The following is a 22298-nucleotide window of genomic DNA, read 5'->3' as shown; positions in this document are numbered from 1 at the left end:
TTTGAACGGATTTCTACCATTGATAAACCGCCACAAATGGTTATTTTTTTACCTTAAGCTCCACCTGTCAAGCAAAAGGTTGGCATCTCCATTGAGTCTGCTATATACAGCCGAGGACACCACGCCTTGTTGCCTGTATTGAGAAAGTACTGTTTTAAATGATTGTAAATGCTTGACCATTTTCTCAGCATTTCCACCTTTTTCAAACTGTTCCAATCCAGCCAACTGGTTTGCTAATATACGAGAAGCACTAGCATTATTGATTGCACCCTGTTTCGTATAGAGTTCAACCATATCTTTCATGTCAGTTGTGTTATCTGTCCAATATTTAGGTAGTTTAAGGAAATGATCTCCATTCAAATTATCGATAGAACCATCTACCATACGATTGATAATACCCCATAGCCCGTTTTCAACACGATCTATCAATTCCTGATCGTAGCCAACTTGAGGTTGTTGTCCAGGCATTTCGAATAGGACGGTCGCCGTTCCGTTAAGGGCAAATGCACATCTAGCTTGTCCAGGGTAGTCTCGCTCTTGAAAGTGAATATACTGAACAACACCATTCTCTTCTTTATCAGACAATTCTTTTACACCGAGGGCAGCAGCCAATGCATAACGTTTGGATTTTTCTTGATCCAATAATGTCCAATCATCGTATTTACCGCTGTCAGCTGGTCCTAGTGGTGGCCAGTCTATTGCAATCGTAGCAGGCTCACCCGTTTTATTAGTTACTGGAGTTCCCATGTGATGAAGGTCAACGAAAGCTTCTACATGACCAAACTCAGCTTTCAATTCCAGATAAAGATCTCTAAGAGCCTGAGCCTCTGAAGTTATGAAAAACCCGGGTTCAAGATCATTTCCAGGAAAATCCTCTGCTCTTGGTACGTAGTTTAAATCTGCACTAAAATCACGGTTGACATCAAAACCGCGGGCTCTTGAATTATAGTACCAAGCAGGAGCAGCACCTTCTAGTTGCGGGTAAGCAGCAACAACTTCTTGCCAAGGAAAAACATTTTGACGTTGAGTTAATGCAGCACCATCAGGGTTAAAACGTGGGATAGCAACTATTGTGAGCTTATCACGAACACCTTTAGCAAAGGAGCTATCGCCAGCAAGGGTTTCTAACAAGCTTACAACTGCTTCAGGACCACTCTTCTCATTACCATGAATGTTACCGTTGATTATGAGCACTTGCTTACCCGTTCCAACACGAGCAGCGTAGATATCATTTCCTTGAGATGAATGCCCCATGACCGTAACCTCTACTTTTCCGTTACTAGCCTGTTCAATTGCGCTTAACCTTTGAGCAAGTTCCTCATTGCTCATCCAATCAGGTGCCATATTGGCTTCAGCAGATGTTCCGCTTACCGGCATCAACAATATCATTAAAATTGCAACAAAAGATACAATTTTTCCCCAAATATTCGTTTTCATAATGCCCTCCCTGAATAATAATTTATATTTGCATGATTCTTGTTAGAAATGTATTCACGTGCTTGTCCTGCTCTACGATGAGTCCTTATAATGCATTTTGATGGACACCTCCTAATTTTATTGAATAATATTCTATCAATTTGAAATAGGGGATGCCCTATTCAAACACAATAGGTTTCAAACAATTTCATAATTTTCAAGGCCACTTTCTGAATTCATATTAGTAGATTGCATTTTAAGTTCATTTTCTGAACCTGCTACAAAAACAGCTGCGGAAGCATCTCCAACTATATTGACAGTAGTTTGCATCATATCTAGGATTCTATCAATCTCAGCTATCAAGGCAATTCCTTCAAGTGGTAAACCGACGGAAGAAAGAACCTGGGTCAACATAATCAATCCGGCACCAGGAACACCGGCTGTGCCAATGGATGCTAATATGGTTGTTAATACAACAGTGAGCAATGCGACAAATGAAAGATCCAAACCATAAAATTGTGCGATAAAGATAACGGATACCCCTTGATAAATAGCAGTTTCATCCATATTAATTGTGGCCCCAAGCGGGAGCACAAAACTACTGATTCTCTCGGATACTCCTAAATTTTCTCGTGTGTTTTTTATTGTCAAGGGTAATGTCCCTGCACTGCTTGCAGTACTAAAAGCAATAACTGCGGCAGGAGAAATCCCTTTAAAAAATGTAAGCGGATTCATTTTTGCAAATGATTTTACAGCTAATGAATATACAATCAAAGCATGGATAATACAGGCAATGTAAACAGCCAAAATAATCTTCATTAATGGCATAAGTACGGACAACCCGTATTCTCCAACAATCGGAACAACTAACCGAAGGATAACCGATTGGGGCGGTTTTCATCACTATGCCAGTGATTTTATACATTATTTCAGCAAATCCATCAAAAAACCGATATACAGGTTGTGCTTTTTCTCCAACTAAAGTAATAGCGATTCCTAAATCTTGAGTCTCTGGATCGGCTGCTTTGCTTCCGACATCGGCTGTTGAAATATCCAATCCTTTACCGGGTGATATAGCAAAAGCAACAGCTATAAGATAAAATCGACTTTTAAAACGCTCAATTACTTAATTTATGAAGCGTGTGCAACGGTTTGTTTTTTGATAATAGATTCCACCTCCTTTACAAACTAGGAAATTACTCCTAATTCATTTTAATAAAACACCTCCAAAAGTTGTAATATTTTAAATATACTTACAATTCTATGATTTCTGTTATATCATAAAGTTAAAACTACAATAACAAACAAAAAGAAACACAAAATATTTAGAAATATTTTTTCACACCCCACCAACGGCTTAAATCGTTGATAAATCAACATTTATAGAGGGAGGTATTAAACAACATTGAGTCCCCCTGCTAAAAAAAATTTACACATTTATATATATATGTTAATTGCAGTCCCATTGGCAGGTGAATTAAACTTTTACCCTTTTAACGACTCCTTTCGTATAAGCTTTGGTATGCCAACATTTTTCTTTTTTCTAATATTATTACGAAAATACCCCGCTATTCTATCGGGTACTGTAGTAGGAATATCCGTTGTAGCATTTCGTATTTTGTTAGACCTGCTTCATCATGATTTCACATACTCTTTTCAACATCGTTACCCGACATTTTTCTACTATTTCACCTTTGGTGGTCTTTTTTACTTTGCAAAGGCCAATCGTTATATTTACCAATCAATTTTAATAGGTTTTCTAGGGATTATATTTGATATTTTGGCAAGTTCAGCAGAGTTAACATCTCAATATGTTGCGTTTGATTCCGTTGTAACCCGTGATGATATACGCAAGATTAGTGTTATTGCTATTTTCCGCAGCTTTTTTACTATAGGTATTTTTAATTTATATATACTTTATGAAACACGGCTAAGGATAGAAGAAATGCAAAAACAAAATGAACACCAAATTACGGTCATCACAAATTTATACGAAGAGGCAATTAATTTACGCAAAACTTTAATAAATAGTGAAAATACCACAAGAGACGCCTATAACTTATATCGCTCATTAAAGAATATTGAGAACAAAAAGGATGCAAAAGAAGGTTTATCCCAAACAGCACTTAAGATTGCCGGCCAAACACATGATATTAAAAAAGATAATCAAAGGATCCTTTCGGGACTTTCAAGACTTATAGCCGATAAAGATTTTTCAGAGTATATGGAGGTAAATGAATTATTAAATATAGCTGTGAAATCTAATTGGAAGTATGCAAATTTATTAGGAAAAGATATTGAAATTTTATTGGATATTCAAGGAAAACATCCTAATTATCATATATATAAGGTTCTTTCCATTATGAATAATATAGTTGGAAATGCGATAGAGGCTATTAAGAAGGATGGAATAATAACTATAAATGTACGCAGGGATCATGATATTGTGGAATTTCAAATCAGGGATAATGGCCCCGGTATTGCACAAAATCTAATACACTTAGTTTTTAAACCCGGGTTTACCACTAAATATGATAGCAGCGGCAGATCATCCACAGGAATTGGACTCACTTATGTAAGGGAATTGGTTGAAAAGCTTGAGGGTGAAATTATCTTGCAAAGTGAGGTGGGGAAACTAAGTGGATCCTACCATAAAATACGATTACCAATCTGTAAATTAACTTTGAGAGGTTGATACCATGTTATTTTATATAGTTGATGATGATGATGCAACACGCGCTATGTTGGCTGGAATTATAGAGGACGAGGATCTTGGGGTGGTAGTGGGTGAGGCAAGGGATGGCTCCATGATAGATGAACACCTTTTCACCCTAAAAAAGGTACGTATTTTACTGATTGATTTCTTAATGCCCATTAAGGATGGCATTGAAACCATTAATGATATCAAACCCATATTTGAGGGAAAAACTGTTATGATTTCCCAAATAGAGTCAAAAGAATTGATTGCAGAGGCTTATTCATACGGTGTTGAATACTACATAACTAAACCAATCAATAAAATAGAAGTGTTATCGGTGATTAAAAAGGTTATCGACCGCATTTATTTAGAAGAATCCTTACATAATATTCATCAATTAGCGCGTAATGTACTTCCGGATAATACTGCACTTAAAAAAAATAATTTTCCAGCACAATATTTTACTTCATTTGCCCAACATCTTTTATCGGAATTAGGAATTGTCGGTGAAAGTGGATATCAGGATCTATTAGATGTTTTAGATTACCTTCAACAGTATGAAAGAGGAAAAACATTTAAAGATGGTTTTCCCCACCTTAAGGATATTTTTTTAAAAGTAGCGCAAGGAAAACATAAGTCATCGCCCCAACCAGAAGAATTAAACCGAGATATAAAGGCTTCAAAACAACGTACTAGAAGGGCTATTTATCAATCATTGAACTGCTTGGCATCACTTGGATTAAACGATTTTACAAATCCATTATTCGAAAATTATGCCCCTAAGTTTTTTGACTTCGCTATAGTACAAGAAAGGATGCGTGAAATTAAGAAAGGGAAATCACTACCAACTTCACAAATCCGAATTAATACTAAAAAGTTTATTCAGGTTCTATATTTTGAAACACAGCGGTTAACTTCGGCTAAGTCAAATTAGCTATATGATGGGTATAGGAAAAAACGCCGGTATATTTTCCAATTATGCAGCCGCCCAAACTGGTATGAGGAAAAGTGAATTAATAGGTTTGACTTGGGAAAACGTTGATATTAAAGATGAAAAGTTTTATATCCGGCAAATGGAAAATAATTCTTTAATCAAATCCCAAAAAACGAAAAACCAAGTGGAGAAAGATTAACCAAGGATCTAAAAAAGTTAATTCAGTCGCTCAAAGTTGAACATGATCATCAAAAAAATCTTCGGCGATACATTTAACCATCATTTTGGTTTTTTGCAACTCTAAAGGAAATATCATAGCGTCATCTGAATAATTATCAGTTGTCTATCACTTCCCGGAAAACTTGTTCCACATAAAAGTTCAACAAGCCAAAGAGCAAATTTATTCATTTAAATGATAAAAACCGCACGGGTAAAAAATTCACCGTGCGGTTAAATATGTATTATTAGCATCAAAATTGGCGGGACTGCGTGGGAATCGAACCCACCAGACCCTGGCACGCAGGTCTCAGGCAGTTTTTTTAAGACTGTGCGTCCTTTTCTCCGTTAATTAAATAAGTCTAATCAGGGTAACATCAACGTTCAATTAACGGCTAACACAGTTTTAGGCTAATTTTCGCTACAGCTTTCGTTCGTCCTATACAGTTTCATACTAGTATCTGTTACTTGGGATTGTCAAACTTCTCACACCGTTCTAAATCAAAAAAAGTTAGTACTATCACCAACTCTACAAAACAGTAGGCGCAAAACCAACTTTCTTAGTTAAGATATTTGTATCAACACTTAACTAGCTCAATTACCGCTTAACCATTCTCCTTCTCATAGTCTTTTAGGTATTTGGTAGCCAATTTATACAGGAGTAAGTTGTAACTAAATAGATTGATTTTGTTACATTGAATTAGATAACCTAATGAAATCAAGAGTTTAATATGAATCCGATTTCTTATTGCGGTTCATAGCAGCTACGCTGATATTAGGCCTATTAGAGAAGGTCAGAAAACTCCTGATATCGTCGGACGCTATGCCAACTGGAATCGTATGCTATAATGACCAACTTGCGATAATTATTCTAACGTTTTGCGCGAATTACAATTAAAGATTCCTGAGGATATTTCGATTGTCGGTTATGATGATTCCAATTTGACAGAAGCAACCGAAGTACAGCTGACCTCCGTTTCCCACCCCAAAATGAAGATGGGAATAGAGGCTGCCAAGTGGATAATTGCTGCTGTCGAAAATAAAAACGCGGCGAATGACTTGCCAAAATCAATCGTTTTTGAACCAAAACTCATTATCCGGAACTCAACTTTACCGGTTAAGGAGGAACTTTCAACCTCACCGATAATAAAGGAACATGCCGAAACCGAGTGAACAACTGTAACCAATGCTACTTCACACCAAAGAACACCTCGTCATATGAACGAGGTGTTTTTCAACAACTTCCGCCTCATGCGCGGTCAATGGGTTCAATCATAACCATTCATTAGTTAGGCATGGTCACTGAACTGCCGCCAAAAGAAACGTCCCTGTGGGGTTCTTTACATTTCATAAATCCAGACTCGCATTTCCCCTTTTTCTCGATTACACCAAGCGTAATAGGGAATTGCTTTTATGTTGTGTGGGGTTAACTTCGTATGCTCAGTGCAGTAAAGCCAATCCACGCTTTCCATTTGATATCCTTCAGCAGTTAAGGTAACAACTCCATTTAACAGATCTGGTTCAAATCTGCTTATGATTTTACTCTCCTTTGGGAGACGAATTGCTGCCAAATTCATTCCATTATCCACTTCTTCAACACAATATACTATTGGACCGCGTTGTAGTGCCACTTGACCTTGGTTCATCGAAACAAGCGGATTACTTCTTACTCTCATAATTGGCATATCTAATTCAAGTGTTGCGGTATCACCAGTATTCCATACCCTGTCTAAAACTAAATAACCTTTTTCCAAATCTTCGACTGACACCGTATCCCCATTCACTTTTGCCGAAACGTTATGACACCAGCCCGGAATTCTTAGCGCTAATTTAAACTGTACCGGTCCTTCTACATTCACTGTTACATTAATATCCCCTTCCCATGGGAAGTTATGGGATTGAATTAGTTCAACTTGTTGGCCTGACAATACAGTATTAACCTTACCAGCAATATATAGGTGAGTAAACAGTGTATCGTCTGTTTGTGTATAAACATTGTCCTCAACTGATGCAATCATTCGCGATAAATTCGGTGGGCAGCACGCACAGAAAAACCATTTTTGACGTTCTGTCTTTACATGTTCTTGATCTTTTCTACTTTTTTGGAATGAATTAACCTCTAAAGGATTCACATAGAAAAATCGATTACCATCCAGATCCATGCCGCTCAATATCCCATTGTAAATTGCACGTTCAAGCACATCGGCATATTTTCGGTTTGGGTCCAGACGAAGCATCCGGTTTGCCCAAAACGCCAAACCAACTGAAGCACATGTTTCACAATACATACTATCATTAGGTAGATCATATTTACTTGTGAAAGCCTCCCCATTAACCGAAGACCCAATCCCGGCTGTAATATACATTTTGGAATTGATGACATCATCCCATAGAAATTCACAAGTTTCTTTTAATGACATATCACCGCTTTTAGCGGCAATATCCGCCATTGCAACATACAGATACATAGCCCTGACTGCATGACCAACAGCTTCTTTTTGTTGTCTTACTGGTAAATGAGCTTGTTGGTACTCATGCCCCAAACCAAAGTTAACATTTTCTTCATCATTCCAAGTTGGTGCTGTATCAATTGACGCCCTTTTTTCGGCCTCCTTCGTGAAATAATTCGGTAGTTGCCCGCGTTGTTCAATAAAAAACTGTGCGAGCCTTAAATATTTCTGATTAGCTGTTACATCATAAAGCTTCACTAACGCCAACTCAATTTCTTCGTGGCCTGGATAACCATTAATTTTGCCTTCCTCTGTTCCAAATACCGAATCAATTAAGTCTACATACTTTTCAACGATGTTCAGAAATTCACTTTTTCCTGTTGTTTCAAAATAAGCGACAGCTGCCTCGATAAAATGACCGGCACAATATAATTCATGGTTATCCCGTAAATTAGTCCACCGATTATTTGGCTCTTTTAACAAATAGTAGGTGTTTAAATATCCATCTTCTGCTTGAGCCCTTCCTAACAATGCGATTACCTCATCAGCTTTTTCTTCCAAATTACTGTTAGGAAAATCTCGTAAACTATAGGCTACAGTTTCTAACCATTTAGCTACATCACTGTCCTGGAAAACCGTTCCATAGTACTTACCACTTGACTCATTTGCAGCAATGCGGAAATTTTCGATGGCATTACTTGGTTCTGTATCTGGCAGTTCATTATTTAATGCTTTCCACTGATACGGGATAACCTTGGTAGCGACGATCATTTTATATTTTTTCCAAAACCGGTCTTCAACTACCACTTGTTTAACTTGATTTGTGACATTTATCGTTGGCATATTTGTCATATTTCACTTCATCCTTTCCCCTAAAAAATATAATACCTATTTTTTCAATAACCCTTTTAATCTACAAAAAAAAACGATATCATTAGGTTTAATCCATGTTCTATAACGATTATAATGTTATTTTAGCACCTTGGTGAAAGCAGATAAATATCGATTTCTAACGAGAATTTATAAAATTTCACACTAAAAGGACTGAGGTTGATATGAATGAAACTACCAGATTATCTTTTCTAGCACCTCCATTCCCTTATTTCATAGAGGGGAATCTCACAGTATACAAAAAAGGGCAGTGGCACCCAAACCGCTATAACTTGGGCTATTTTGATGTCATTGCTATAAAGGAAGGAGGTCTTTTTTTAGGCGAAGAAGGACTGAAATGGAGGCTGACACGGGGGGATGTCCTTATCCTAGAACCAAATAAACATCATTTTCCAATTGAACCATGTACAGAAGATGCTGAATTCTACTGGTTTCACTTTCAGACAAAAGAAAAATGGTGTATTCAAGAGGGGATAAAACCCTTAGACCCCGATCACCCCGTTCCGACTTTACACTATTACTCAGAAAACAACACGCTTCACTTACCAAAGTATCAACATTTGGTTAATCCGAACGAGTTGTTCAATCGATTAGATTTATTATTAGAGTCAACTGTTAAAACTAGATCGCTTGCGCTTTGGGAAACCCAGCAAATTTTTATGCAGATACTTCAGAGTCTTGAATACACCCAAAACTATCAAAGCAGTACAGTGAAACTAGCTGAAAAGGTCGAAATTTATCTAAAACAAAACTATAAAGAAACCATTACTAATAAAAGCTTGGCCTCACATTTTTTTGTACATGAAAACTATTTGGCAAGATGCATGAAGCAGGTATTTGATTGCACACCCCTAGAGTATTTAGCCAACTATCGGATAGAACAAGGTAGGCTCCTAATACTGAAAACCGACTGGCCTCTACACCAAATTTCTGAAGAAATAGGCTTCTCTGGCCTAAGTTATTTTTCGCAATGCTTTAAATCTAAATATGGCGTTTCTCCGGCCAATTATCGAAAGCAATACAGGAAAAACGGTAACATTCAGCCATAAAATCAACCCCCTCCCTAAAACGGAGGGGTTTAAAAATTAATTATTTGATATCTTCGCTAAACGAATCATATTCCATGATAATTTTGGAAGTGTACTCGTTAGATAGCCATTATCAACTGAAGAAAGACCGTTAGAATGGGGTTTAACCTGTTCACTTGATATTGAATTTCTGGCCTTCGGATCATCATGTTCTAGAACAACATGCTCTACAACTTCGAATTCCTCAAAGGAACGAATATCAGATTTAATCTCCATACCATTCTCTAAATGTCTATTGACAGCGAATATAACAAGCTCATCTCTTTCCTCATTATAAATAACGGAGCTGTCTAAATATGGCACATCTGTAAACTCCTTACTATCATATTTTTCCGATTGTACAATAGAGTGTAATGCTAACCCTCTGCCGAAACGAGATGTATAGTAGAATGGATAGAAGATTGTTTGTTTCCAAATACCGCCGCCTGTTTCTGTCATAATTGGCGCAATAACATTAACAAGTTGTGCCATACAAGCAATTTTAACACGATCAGAGTGTTTAAGAAGGGTGTTTAGCATGCTTCCCACTAGAAGGGCATCTTCAAATGTATAAATGTCCTCTAACAGATTTGGTGAAATTGACCAGGGCTGGATTGCTTTATCCTGTTCATTGGAATGGAACCAAACGTTCCACTCGTCAAAGCTCAAGTACATTGTTTTCTTACTACGCCTTTTAGCTTTAACATAATCAACTGTTGCAATAACCGTTTTAATAAACTTTTCCATATCTAGTGTTTTAGCCAAATAATTAGCCGTATCATTCTCATGGTTACCATAGTACTGGTGAAGTGAAATATAATCAGCTACATCATATGTGTGGTCAATTGTTGTTGCTTCCCACTCGGGGAATGTAGGCATAGCGGAATAAGAACTTCCACAGCTTACTAACTCAATTTCAGGATCCACTAGTTTCATTGCTTTTCCAGCTTCGGCTGCTAGTCTACCATATTCATTTGCTGTTTTTTGTCCAATTTGCCAAGGCCCATCCATTTCATTTCCCAAGCACCATGTTTTTATTTTATGGGGGTCTTTATAACCATGCTTACGACGCAAGTCGCTCCAATATGTACCGCTTGGGTGATTGCAATATTCCACAAGATTTCGTGCTGCATCAATCCCTCTAGTTCCTAAATTGACAGCCATCATAACATCAGCATTCGCGGCTTTTGCCCATTCGACAAATTCATTTGTACCTAACTCGTTTGTTTCAGTTACACGCCAAGCCAGTTCTAATCTACGAGGGCGCTCTTCCTTAGGACCAACCCCATCCTCCCAATTATAGGCGGAAACCATATTTCCGCCAGGGTAGCGAATGATTGGTACATTTAATTCTTTTACTAAATCTAGAACATCTTGACGGAAACCATTTTCATTTGCTGTTGGATGATTCACTTCATATATTCCACCATAAACAGCTCTGCCCAAATGCTCAATAAATGAGCCATAGATTCTAGGGTCTATTTCTGAAATAACATAACTTTTGTCGATTACCATTTGTGCCTGTTCCACTTTTTTTGCCACCTTTGCCAACCCCTCTATTATTATTTTCGATATAAACAACCAGATAGCGTATGTACTTTTTGGTAAAAGAGTATAAAAGAAGGACCCCTAATAGCGTATCAGAACCATTTTGCACTTTCTGAACCCTCAGGGATCCTTGCGCCCATTACATAACCAAATCTAACTATCTAGTTACAGCTTTTTTTACATCCTCTAATCCCTCTTTTGGAGTTTTTGACTGCTGGCGCAGGACATTATTTAGTGTATTTGTTGTAATTTCAATATTAATTTTTGGACTTGTTTCAGTTATATGAACCGGATTAATCTCGTCCTTAATTTCTAACAAGTTGTCAAAGATGTCAGTTCCAAAATATTGATAGTACACATTATCTTCTTTAATTTCTTCACTATCCCAGACATCCCATCTTGGGGGATCAAAACCAAGTTGTTTCCACAATTGGATATTTCCTTCTTTCGAAAGTTTGGCAAAAGCTAAGAATTCTTTAGCAAGCTCCTTATCTTTAGCTTGATTTGTTATAACAGTACCTGTTCCTCCCATATTTGCCGAACGGTCTCCACCATCTTTCCAAGCTGGTAGTGGGCGGATAGCAATCTTGCCTTTTAAATCTGGCATGTTGTCTGTGAATCTGTTCATATACCACATTGGCATTACAAGTGATGCCGCCCCGCCATTATTCATGAACCCAAAATATTCTTCAGAAGCGTCTGGAGCACCTCCAGGAGTTAATACAGCAATTTTGTGCTTGTGTACCATATCACTTAATAGAGTCAATGCTTTAACTGATTCTTCATTTCCGATAACAACTTCGCCATCATCATTAATGAAATCTCCACCCTGTTGGGATGTTAAGGACCAGAATTGCATATCATGACCCGTATCAACTGTAGTCATTACAGCATCTGTATTCTCTACAACTTTTTTACCCGCCTCGATATAATCATCCCAAGTTTTAATAGAATCAATATCTACGCCCGCTTGCTTCATGATTTCAGTGTTATAATACATGACTACGGCACCGACATGAGTAGGCATTCCGTAATACTTACCATCTTTTGAATAAATCTCAAATCTTGATTTAACAAACTTATCTATTACTGGATCAACATATTCATTCATTGGTTCCAATTGTGGTTTACCTTTTAGATAGTTAGGAAAACGACTGACCTCAATATCAACCATGTCTGGGGCACCTGAACCTGATTGAAGTGCCATTAGCAAATTATTATGCATTTGGTCATAAGGGTAAACCTCAGATTTTAAAGTGATTTGACGATCAGGATTCTCCTTATTCCATCTTTCTAAAGCGTCGTCATAAAATTTCTTATGGGCTTCAACAAATGTCCAAAAGGAGATTTCTGTTGACTTGCCTTTATCCGCTCCCTTATCACTACTTGACTTTCCTGTAGTGGGTTCCCCGCCATTACAGGCAACTAAAAGAAATATTAATGTTACTATTGAGAAAAATGGCAGAAAAACTTTTTTCATCAAAAATCAACTCCCTATTTTTTAAATTTAACTAATTAAAATGTCAATCTTTTATAGAGCGCTTACTTCTTGAGGCAATTACATATTGATTTAAAGGAGTGTAAAACAGCTTTAAATCCATCCCTTACTGATTTTTTCTCTACTGTACATGTAGTAATTTGAAACACATAGGTTCAATTTCCTTGGTTGTGCCAGCTATGTGTTTTCACTGCCCATATACCCCCAATTACTATTTTGGCTATTTTTTTAGTTCCTTTTTTGCATCACCTCCAATAATTGCTTGTTGGATATTATGGGATAACATACTTATTACCTTTATAAACTACCAATTTCCTACTTAAGAATGTTGAATATTTTTTACTTTTGAAAATACCCTTAGGGATAACCACATACACCCATATGATGCTGCGCTAAAGGTGAAAAAAAGTATAGCTCCGGGAAAAGCGAACGATAGGTACATAACTGTAAATAGGTACAAACCAATAGCTACTGTAAAGTGAATCTTTGAAAGTCCAATTATTAATGCACTTTTGATGATATTGATAACGCTTGTATCGTAATGGGCAATCAGCGGAAATGCCCAAATTATAACAATCACATAAAAGAATAATAGAAGTAAAAATGTTATTAACATTATTTGGTATAGGGTGTTGCTGGTAAGTGTCAACCCTAAGATTGCCTGGTAATTAATATAAAAAATAAGACCAATAGCTAGTAGTATCCAACCCAATATATTCGAAGTAACAAATTCTTTCTTGTAGGATTCTTTAAAAAAATCCCAAACCTTAAAATCAGTATCATTCATAATCCATTTACGTGCGACACTAAGGGTTGCAACTGTAGATGGAAAAATCCCACCTACAAGAAAGCCTATCAAGGAAAATAGAACCCATAACCCATTAAGAACAGCAAAACGTGTTATCCATTGAAATAAATAATCTATTATGCTAATTATCTGCTTACCGTCCACACAAATTTCACTCCTAGAAGCCTATTACCCTTTAACTCCTCCAACCGTTAAACCTTCAATAAAATAACGTTGAAAAATAATGAAAAGGGTTACAACCGGTACAATTGTCATCATGGAACCTGCTATTAATATGTCATAGTTATTACCATAAGGTGTGAGTAAAGTAGCAATACCAACCGGTAGTGTAAACATATCACTGGTTCTTAATGTAACCAATGGCCACAAAAAGTTATTCCAACTGCTCAACCCCTGCAGGATTGCCATCGCCGCTAACGAGGGTGTCATTAAAGGCAACATGATTTTAAAGAAAATTCCATATTCACTTGACCCATCAATTCTAGCTGCATCCATTAGCTCTTTCGGAAGCCCCAAAGCATATTGCCTAAAGAAAAACACAGCTGGCGCGGCAACTAACATAGGCAGAACGATAGATGTATATGTATTTATCAATTTTGTTGTAATCATTAAGTCATAAAGAGGTAACATTAAGATTTCAAAAGGAATCATTAAAATTAGTAATACTAAGATGAAAAAAAAGTTTTTACCCTTAAAATCATATAGCGCTAATGAATACCCCACCATTGACGAAAAAATCAATGATAGAACAATTGTTACCAGGGTGATAATTAAACTGTTACCATACCATACCCAATAATTCTGTGCTTGGGTAAAAATGTAGGTATAGTTTGCCGCGGTTAGTAAGTCCAAATCGAAAGTTAAACTAATACCATTGCGCATTAAATCCGATGAAGGTCTAAAGGATGAAATCAGCAGAATGATAATTGGAAAAAGCGCCACTAAAGAGACAATAAAAAATGCTATATTAGTAATCAAGAAAATAACTTTCCTATTCATCCCTATTCACCCTCCTTTTTAAATGCACCAGTTACTACTAATTGGAAAACGCTTACTAAAAATATAATAAGCAGCAGAACGATACCTATTGCTGAACCAAAGCCCAAATCATTTTGTCTAATTCCCTCCTGGTAAATGTAACCGACTATTGTCAGACCAATGTTTCCAGGGGATCCCGACTCCCAGAAAACGAAGCTTTCCTCAAACATCCTAAAGCCACTAATGATGGATATTGTGATAACAAATATTGATATCGGTTTCAAGGAGGGTAACGTGATATACCATAGTTTTTGAAATGAATTCGCTCCGTCCATTTCCACTGCTTCATACAATTCCTTGGGTATATTCTGTAATCCCGCCAGAAAATACATAGTATTTACACCCATCCAACGCCACGAACAGAGCAATACCATTAAGGCCATACCAGACCATGCATTAAATTTCCAATCTACTGATTCTAAACCTATCCAGTTAAGGATTTGGTTTGCAACTGCTGTATCTGTTTCCCCAAACATAAGTCGGAAAATAACGCCAGCAACAATTGTAGAAGTAAGTGCAGGTACAAATAACGCAGCACGGAAAAAGGTCTTAAATTTAACTAGTGAAGAGTTTAAGAAAATGGCCATTATTATCGGCAACACTACTAAAATCAATACGGTTAAAATTGTATAAATGGTAGAATTAGTTAATGCCTTATAAAAATCGCCATTAAATATCTTCTTATAATTATTTAATCCTATAAATTCCACCTCTCCCGGTAAAATACTTTGGAAGGACATAATAAATCCCTTAATCAAGGGGTAAAGGTAGATAAATACAAATGATAATAGAAAAGGAAGAACGAAAATATAAGGTACGACATTTTGGGAATTCAGCACATTTTTTGCTTTGGTAAATAAATTTGTAGAATAATATATACCTTTTGTTGGTTTGCCGATCTCAGGCTTCATAGGTATTGCTCCTTTCTAAACATTTGATGTTTATTTTGAATAAAAGTTATAAAAGTTTAACCTTTTCTATATCCCACCATCAGCTTGGTCTTTCCTGAAGTGGCTTCAATTTCTCAAACTATTTCTTATAACTTCCTGCCTCTTCCATTAAATCTATAGTCAACCAGAAATTACAGTAACTATAAGATTATTCTAGCATCATAATGAAAGCACATAAATATCAAATTTGAACGAAAATTTGTAAAATTCCACACAAATTAAATTTAATATGACCAAACATCATAGGGCCTGTCCCCCCGTACAGTGAAACATTAGTACGTTATGGGGCAGGCCCTAAAATTCAACTTATCCCCCATTTACAGAAGTAGATGATAAATTCCGCTGAATAAAATTAAATAGTTCCTTTTCTCTTTACATAAAGCAACAGAAGTGTTAATAAAAGAGCACAATCCACCTCGGCTAAAACGGAGGAGATTGTGCTCTTTGCTAGTTGGTTTACTTTATTAGTTGGTTCACCTTATTCTTTATTACTTGTTTATTGCCCCGATTATGCGGAACGGTCACAGTTCCTTCTACTGTTGCAACTTCACCAGAAGTAAATGTAACTGTATATACTATTGTATATATTCTTCCGGTTCCATTCCCTAATCTTGAGGCACGCAGATTGAAATCATACACATCCTTGCCAAACTCGACAACGCTAATATCATCAGCTGCCGGTTCATTACTTGTAATCGAAGTCAACGATATTTCACTAATATCATTCGGATTTCCACCATAATTCAACGTTGCGTGAATTGGAACCATTTGATTATTGGCAGGCCATAGCTCCGTCTTATCCAATACGAGTGATAAAGGATGCACTACACTTATTAACTCAATCTCCACAGTTACCGGCTCGCTTGCATTTAACTTATCTGTCGCTACGTACCGAATTTGATAGCTGCCAGGCTCAAGATTATCAATGCTTGTGCCGATTACAGGCGTATAATTCTCATCACCCAGCTTCCGATATTCCATCGTATCGTTTACGCCTTCTATCTTCCCTTTTCCATTAGTATTCGAATTAGCGTTCGTAATTGTCCATTCGCTAGGATCTGGCGCCGCTTGATCCAGTTTAGGCTTCGGTTGGAAAACTTCCCATTCCCATAAGCCAACGCCATTACCATTCCGGGCTTTCTTTGTCATCGTCACACGCAGTGATTTAACTTCCAGAGCCGAGTCAAATTCATATACATTTGAGGAACCAATAGGAGTAGTAAGAGCTATGATGCCTGATGTGATCGTCCCTGCCGTTACCCATTCATTCGTATCGCTATTCATCGGAATGTATGAATACGTGTACTTCGTAGGCGCTTCTATGCCGCCATTATCCGTCCACAGCATTAGATTGGAGCTTTCAATTGTTGCACCCTGCGGCCAATCATATTGTACCCATTCCTCAGAGCTTGTATTGCCCCACGAACCCCAATGTGGGTTGTTGGTAGCCGTTTTTAACCCGTCATTAACTGCAGGAAGGCTTTCCCAAGACGAAGTGTAGCTCGCTGAAAGACTAGCTGCAAACGCCATATTATTATCGCGCGGACTCAGCAACCGCAAATCTGCCAGCAGCTTTTCAATTGCCTGAGCAACTTCCTCTTCTGTAGCTGCCGTATTTTTCATCACAGCAGAAGCATTCGCCTTCGCAGCTTCAATCGGCGCAAGACCTTGATCGACGAAGTTCGAAGCTTTTAATGAATTGGCAAAATTAATAACCTCTGCCAACTTCGACTTGTCTACCGCCCCTGTATATCCATATACTTTCCATTCCAAAATACCAGAGCCAAGAGTAGTAGGTTTCATATCAATGCGAGCACCTGTAATATATGCAGGCTCAAAGGTGGTCGTGTTGTATCTATTCAATGCATTTCCGAGTCCTGTTACTTCTCTTGGTGTGTACCATTTTCCATTCTCATCACGAAGCGAAAGCGTCATATCCTTCGGTTGGAAATTCCCTCCACCGTCCCGGAAAACATATACATCCATCGAAGAGGCAAGGAATGGCTCATCCCATTGGTACATGACCCATGCTGGTTCTCCTTCTCGTCCCCAGTTATGCCATGCACTGTTAGCAGCACCTCTAGTTGGGGAGAAATCCGATGAACTTCTTGGATCGACACCGTTATTCATCGCCTCGGGATATCCGTCACCACCAGAGTAACTCGCAGAAGGTCTTGCAATCAGCGCGTTGTTTTGAGGTTGTGCTTTCACAACATATACAGTAATTTTTACTTTCAAATCGCTGTCTACAACTTTACCTTTAACTTCGAAACTACCTGAGTTTGCATAGCTGTCTGGGTTTATCTCATCCCATTCGATCACACTTTGCCCTTTAAACAAAATATCCATTTGTGCAGGAAGTACTGGAGCTGTTTTCATCTGTGTCACGACACTGATTGCTCGGTAGGTATCATCAGTATCTTCCCCAATCACAAGCGTTACATCTTTGCTTGCCACCTTGCCTTCATCGTCCGCTGTAAAGGTAAACACATAGGTACCTGCCTTGCTAACTTTCGCAAATGCAGTTGCTTTATCGCCATCGATAATAGTAATATCCCCTTCACCATCTGGCTTTTGTTTGACAGCCCATGTATACGACAATTCGGGCTCAAATATTGCGCTGTACAGCGGATCTGGGATCGCCTCACCCGTTAATTCAATAATACTGTTATTTGTATTATTCTGGATCGCAGTTACTTCGCCGAATGTTGGAGATTGTTTTTCTGGCCCGGCCGCTAAGTCGAACGTCAGTTCGTAAGTACCACTTAATTCCCCGTCATTGGCAGTGAGCCTAACCGTATAGGATCCTCCTTTTGAAGCGAGAGCTTTAGTAATGCTTGAATTAGGATTAGTAAAGCTAAGATTGCCGCCCTCTGGAGTATTGACAACCTCCCATTGGTACGTCAACTTACCATTCGGTGCACCGTCATCAGTCACAATCCCATTTAACATAAATGAAATTAGCGCTTGCGGATTTTGTGTCGCCATCTCTGCGATAACTAGCGGAGCTTGATTTACACCAGTATCTGATTTTTCAATGATCAATTCAGCCGTTGGGTCGCTACTCATATGGAACATAGCAACACCTTTATTGTTCTGAACGTAGAACTGACCAGTATCTTCATCATTTAGCTTGATTGTATAATAGCCATTTTCTATTCCCGCTCCGTCAACAGTAATCCTTGATGCATGTTCTTTTTTAGCAGGATTAGAAATCTTTAATTTAAATAACTTACCATCTTTTTGAATCTGAGCACTTTCAACTTTATCGCTTTCCAAGACCAAGTTAATTTTTTCATCGATTAGGTTAATCCGCTTACCAAATCCGTCCTTCGGCGTAATATTGTAGCTGTCACCTTTGTCAGTAACCAAAGCTCCATATCCGAAAAGCCCAAACACTGGATCGGTAATAATGTCGGAACTAATACTAAGTAGCGAGCCGTAAAGTCCTTCTTCCGACTCACCAGAGAAATCTTGCCAGCCGTTGTTCATCACCCGGGTACCACCATCATTAACGTTTTTAGTCCCCGTTCCACCCTTCTGGGCGTTATATCTCCAAGAGATTCCTCCTATAGACTGTGCTGAAATTTGCCCCATATTAATAGCATTGAAGTTCGAAATCTTCGCAGCAAAGTTACGCTGCTGTGCAATAGCTGTCTGTTCTGCAGATCTTCCGTCATCTTGATAGCGGAGCCAGTCATCCATAATATATCCTGCTAAAGACGCAGTATATTGGAAATTCCACCAGCCTTCCCCAGCGCGGAATACTGGCACGGAATAAAAGTACCAAGTAGGCTGGATGCCGCGCATGGCACGAGTCTTCAAGTCAGCCATGCCCATACTATTCTTGGCTGCGGCTGCCCTTGAGTCTTCAGGGTAGTATGTGCGCAATGCCTTAGCTGCAGAATAAGCACCTTCCTCTCCTGTATTATCATATTCAAATTCTGACCCGTAAGGGTATTTAGCATTTGTCACGTTCGTTCCTTTCGTTTTAGCAAACTTTACTTTCAGTTTTTCGTATTCATCCAGCATTCCTTCTTCTTTTAACGCCTCAATCATATCCGGAATCTGCTGTTCACCATAGAATCCAGTTGTTCCGCTAGAAATACGGTTATAGTATATGCCATAAGCTTTTTCCAAATAGTACTTTGGTGATTCGCGGTACTCTATCAGATTAGGATATGCTTTTTGGATGCGATACATATTGAAAAATCCAGTAGCCTCCATTATTTCAGAAAACGTTCGTGTATAGGGTTTGTCTCCATCTTTAAATACGCCCGAATCTCTAAGATAGTTAGCAACCGTAAAAGTACTCTGCGTATTTTTCATATAAGTTTCCCACATAAAGTCGATCAAATAGTTTTCAATTGACCGAATTTCATCAGCATTTGGATCAAGATAGTTTTTCATTGTCATGAAATTGATATTATCGTGGCTCCAGTCATCTCCCCAATGGTTATCGTTCGTATCCATCCCAGTAGTAAGATACCAGTCACGGTAGATGCCGAAGGTAGGGCTATTCGGGTTGTTATCTTGCGTTTTCTCAACCATAAATTCAGAGTGGGCTTGCACTGTTTCGTCAAGCTCAGCCAGAACATTGAATTCAAGTTGTGTAAATTTATCCACCGATTCATTACCAACCAGATTATAATTTACTCGAACGCTGTTATTACCGATATTGTTAAATTGAAGTGAGTAAATATGATGCTGTTCACCATCTATGATTTTCGTCTCTACGAACTCTACAGATTCAGTATATCCCGGGTTCCCGTCAGGAAGTCCGCGGCCAGCACGAGAATTGTTGACCATATTAGCTCTGGTCTGTCCTGGCCTAATAACCGGGATATGCACTTCGTCAAACGGGTCATTCTCGTGAACAGATTGAATTTCTATTGACTGCAAATCGATGAGGCTATCGTCATAGTGTAGATCCAATAAAACAGGCATATTGATCGCAGTCTGGAAGCCAGGCAATGCTACCGCATCAATCATCCCTGATTTATATAGGGTGGAGCGAAGATTTGCCTCACGGTCTTCCATAGAAGTTGAAGCGTTATTTGGACTTTGTGCATTTTCTTGAGGTGTATTGTCGCCAGCGCGTACAGCTGAAAATTTAAATTGATATGTTTTTTCCTCATCCGGAGCTAAAACTAGGCTGGAGGCATCACTGAAATATCCGCGACCCGTTTTCTGTATATCTTTGGAATGAATATATAGAACATTCAGCCCTGGAAACCAGCCGCCGCTATCACCGACCCAGTTAGAGTACAAACTTCCATTACGAAGTTCACCCGTATCTCCCAACCAATAATCAACATACTCAATACGCGCGCCACTTTCCGGAACTGGGGTAAACATCATAAAGTTTCCTTCACCGCTCGTGCGGATCGCATAAGAATACCCGCTGTCGGCACCGGCAAAGTTATGTACAGTAACACGGTTATCATACGTATCTGATACATTTAAGTATTTGTTATTCCAAGGCATCGGCAAGCCGATATCCCCGAACTCCATATACTTGCCGCTTTTGTTTTTCATCGTAATTTCCCATAGCATTGAACCGTCATCAGTATCCATATTAAATACCGATTTTACGTCAAAACCTTTCATCACTCGCTGGGCTGTGGAGTCCAAATTCTGTCCGATAAAGTTGACTTCCACTTTCTTACCGTCTACTGAAGCCGTTTTCTCAATATTAGGGTTAGCAGGATTGATGTTGGAATAGGTTGTTGATCCACCAGCTGCCAGCGTTTTGTTTGTATCGACTTCTACAAAGCCAACTCTGTCGTCAGGGAATTCTGCGCTGTCACCAGTACGGTAAGAAAAAATCATTTCGCCCATCCATTGATGCTGGACGTTGTTTTGTGGGGATGTATTGTTCGGTAAAACAAAATTGATAGGGTTATTATTTCTGTTTAGAGGGTTATTATTGATATACAATCCCTCAATCTGCCCTAAATCTCCGATTTTTGCAGAGAGGCTAGTATTAGAGATACCATCCGCTGCTGCAGCTAAAGCTGACGAAGACAATTCGTTAAACCCCAAGGGAAGCGCCTCGAACACCAACAGCAACGCGAGCGTCAATGACATCAGCTTTTTTGCGAACATTTTCATCATAAATCCTCCCGTTTACAAATTTTTCAATTACGTTTTGCAGATCAATCCAACTACTTTCCATATTTCCGGTTAAACTTATAAATTTATACCCCAAAAACGTTATGCCATCATTAATTTTTAAATATGACAATCTAATTCAACCAGCCAGAAAGCATTCAATATTTTTTTGGATCGCCCCCCTTATAGGGCATTAAAGTGTCAAGTTTAATAGACATAGGTTTTAATGACTTTCATCTTCTAGAATTGCTATTAGAATTGCTATTAGATTTCATTATTCAATATTCCTTTCCCATTGTATAATTTGAGTTATTCCTTCAACAGTACGAACTGGTTCTCTCCTCATGTATAGCATCACCTCCTAAAAACCCTTCCCCTGTTTTCCACTTTCCAATAACGCAATAGAAAATGAACCAAATATTCACAGGGTTTACAAACTATTCTAACACTGGCATATAAGCGGATAAATATCTTATTTGAACGAAAGTTTATAAAATTCCACACAAAAAATAGGGGGAAGGTTCTTATAGCGGACAATCGGAAATTTTGCGTGTGAAAAAGCACAACTAGCGGGTTTGAACTGCACCCCGTCAAGTAGACAGTGGAAATAATAAAAATGATCTAAGCGGCTTTAGCTCTATATTCCATAGGGCTAAGGCCGTTTAGTCGT

General features: G+C 38.3%; 14 protein-coding genes and 1 pseudogene. 5 read left to right on the top strand and 10 right to left on the bottom strand.

Annotated features, from left to right (window positions below; genetic code table 11):
- Positions 1-48 precede the first annotated feature (48 nt).
- Positions 49-1437 (bottom strand): M14 family zinc carboxypeptidase, encoded by a 1389-nt coding sequence (locus ACFVSW_RS23600; RefSeq protein WP_387319060.1) that lies wholly within the window; start codon positions 1435-1437, stop codon positions 49-51.
- Between the two features lie 177 nt (positions 1438-1614).
- Positions 1615-2416, bottom strand: a pseudogene (locus tag ACFVSW_RS23595) (dicarboxylate/amino acid:cation symporter); the annotation flags it as partial.
- A 405-nt stretch (positions 2417-2821) separates the two neighbouring features.
- Between ACFVSW_RS23595 and ACFVSW_RS23590 the strand changes: the two are divergent.
- From ACFVSW_RS23590 to ACFVSW_RS23575, 4 genes are all read left to right on the top strand, one after another.
- On the top strand, positions 2822-4111 hold the full coding sequence (locus tag ACFVSW_RS23590) for an ATP-binding protein (RefSeq protein ID WP_387319059.1): 1290 nt from the start codon (positions 2822-2824) through the stop codon (positions 4109-4111).
- A gap of 4 nt (positions 4112-4115) precedes the next feature.
- Positions 4116-5048 carry a response regulator gene (locus ACFVSW_RS23585; RefSeq protein WP_387319058.1) on the top strand — a complete coding sequence of 311 codons (933 nt, stop codon included), beginning with the start codon at positions 4116-4118 and terminating at the stop codon, positions 5046-5048.
- Between the two features lie 4 nt (positions 5049-5052).
- Positions 5053-5247: a tyrosine-type recombinase/integrase gene (locus ACFVSW_RS23580; RefSeq protein ID WP_387319057.1), complete on the top strand. Its 195-nt coding sequence runs from the start codon at positions 5053-5055 to the stop codon at positions 5245-5247.
- Positions 5248-6143: 896 nt separating this feature from the next.
- On the top strand, positions 6144-6437 hold the full coding sequence (locus tag ACFVSW_RS23575) for a substrate-binding domain-containing protein (protein ID WP_387319056.1): 294 nt from the start codon (positions 6144-6146) through the stop codon (positions 6435-6437).
- A 167-nt stretch (positions 6438-6604) separates the two neighbouring features.
- Here ACFVSW_RS23575 and ACFVSW_RS23570 read toward each other — a convergent pair whose 3' ends face one another.
- Positions 6605-8566, bottom strand: coding sequence for a glycoside hydrolase family 127 protein (locus tag ACFVSW_RS23570; protein WP_387319055.1), 1962 nt, complete (start codon positions 8564-8566; stop codon positions 6605-6607).
- 203 nt (positions 8567-8769) lie between these two features.
- On the opposite strand from ACFVSW_RS23570, the gene ACFVSW_RS23565 reads away from it, so the two are divergent.
- Positions 8770-9654: a helix-turn-helix transcriptional regulator gene (locus ACFVSW_RS23565; RefSeq protein ID WP_387319054.1), complete on the top strand. Its 885-nt coding sequence runs from the start codon at positions 8770-8772 to the stop codon at positions 9652-9654.
- A 36-nt stretch (positions 9655-9690) separates the two neighbouring features.
- Here ACFVSW_RS23565 and arfA read toward each other — a convergent pair whose 3' ends face one another.
- The 7 genes from arfA to ACFVSW_RS23530 form a co-directional block, all read right to left on the bottom strand.
- The gene (gene arfA / locus ACFVSW_RS23560) at positions 9691-11187 is read right to left on the bottom strand and encodes an arabinosylfuranosidase ArfA (protein WP_387319118.1); all 1497 of its coding nucleotides are present in this window, start codon (positions 11185-11187) and stop codon (positions 9691-9693) included.
- 190 nt (positions 11188-11377) lie between these two features.
- On the bottom strand, positions 11378-12700 hold the full coding sequence (locus tag ACFVSW_RS23555) for an ABC transporter substrate-binding protein (protein WP_387319053.1): 1323 nt from the start codon (positions 12698-12700) through the stop codon (positions 11378-11380).
- Positions 12701-13037: 337 nt separating this feature from the next.
- Positions 13038-13670, bottom strand: a complete 633-nt coding sequence (locus ACFVSW_RS23550; protein ID WP_387319052.1) for a YesL family protein — start codon at positions 13668-13670, stop codon at positions 13038-13040.
- Positions 13671-13694: 24 nt separating this feature from the next.
- Complete coding sequence (locus ACFVSW_RS23545) at positions 13695-14525, bottom strand: carbohydrate ABC transporter permease (protein ID WP_387319051.1); 831 nt, start codon at positions 14523-14525, stop codon at positions 13695-13697.
- Between the two features lie 2 nt (positions 14526-14527).
- A complete protein-coding gene (locus tag ACFVSW_RS23540; protein WP_387319050.1) occupies positions 14528-15475 on the bottom strand; it encodes a carbohydrate ABC transporter permease in 948 nt (315 codons plus the stop codon).
- A gap of 495 nt (positions 15476-15970) precedes the next feature.
- Positions 15971-21544, bottom strand: a complete 5574-nt coding sequence (locus ACFVSW_RS23535) for a DUF5695 domain-containing protein (RefSeq protein WP_387319049.1) — start codon at positions 21542-21544, stop codon at positions 15971-15973.
- Between the two features lie 4 nt (positions 21545-21548).
- Entirely contained in the window at positions 21549-21761 is a 213-nt protein-coding gene (locus ACFVSW_RS23530) for a hypothetical protein (protein ID WP_387319048.1), read from the bottom strand.
- Between the last annotated feature and the right edge of the window lie 537 nt (positions 21762-22298).

This window comes from Neobacillus sp. NPDC058068 (assembly GCF_042885335.1).
GTDB lineage: Bacteria > Bacillota > Bacilli > Bacillales > Cytobacillaceae > Neobacillus.
The sequence above is the reverse complement of the archived record's forward strand: the minus strand, read 5'-3'. Positions and strand labels throughout refer to the sequence as shown.

What these genes read in the sequence shown, in the direction of transcription:
- ACFVSW_RS23570 (WP_387319055.1), bottom strand. Translation starts at nt 8,566, where the DNA reads ATGACAAATATGCCAACGATAAATGTCACAAATCAAGTTAAACAAGTG.
- ACFVSW_RS23580 (WP_387319057.1), top strand. Translation starts at nt 5,053, where the DNA reads ATGATGGGTATAGGAAAAAACGCCGGTATATTTTCCAATTATGCAGCC.
- ACFVSW_RS23545 (WP_387319051.1), bottom strand. Translation starts at nt 14,525, where the DNA reads ATGAATAGGAAAGTTATTTTCTTGATTACTAATATAGCATTTTTTATT.
- ACFVSW_RS23555 (WP_387319053.1), bottom strand. Translation starts at nt 12,700, where the DNA reads ATGAAAAAAGTTTTTCTGCCATTTTTCTCAATAGTAACATTAATATTT.
- ACFVSW_RS23600 (WP_387319060.1), bottom strand. Translation starts at nt 1,437, where the DNA reads ATGAAAACGAATATTTGGGGAAAAATTGTATCTTTTGTTGCAATTTTA.
- ACFVSW_RS23565 (WP_387319054.1), top strand. Translation starts at nt 8,770, where the DNA reads ATGAATGAAACTACCAGATTATCTTTTCTAGCACCTCCATTCCCTTAT.
- arfA (WP_387319118.1), bottom strand. Translation starts at nt 11,187, where the DNA reads ATGGTAATCGACAAAAGTTATGTTATTTCAGAAATAGACCCTAGAATC.
- ACFVSW_RS23540 (WP_387319050.1), bottom strand. Translation starts at nt 15,475, where the DNA reads ATGAAGCCTGAGATCGGCAAACCAACAAAAGGTATATATTATTCTACA.
- ACFVSW_RS23585 (WP_387319058.1), top strand. Translation starts at nt 4,116, where the DNA reads ATGTTATTTTATATAGTTGATGATGATGATGCAACACGCGCTATGTTG.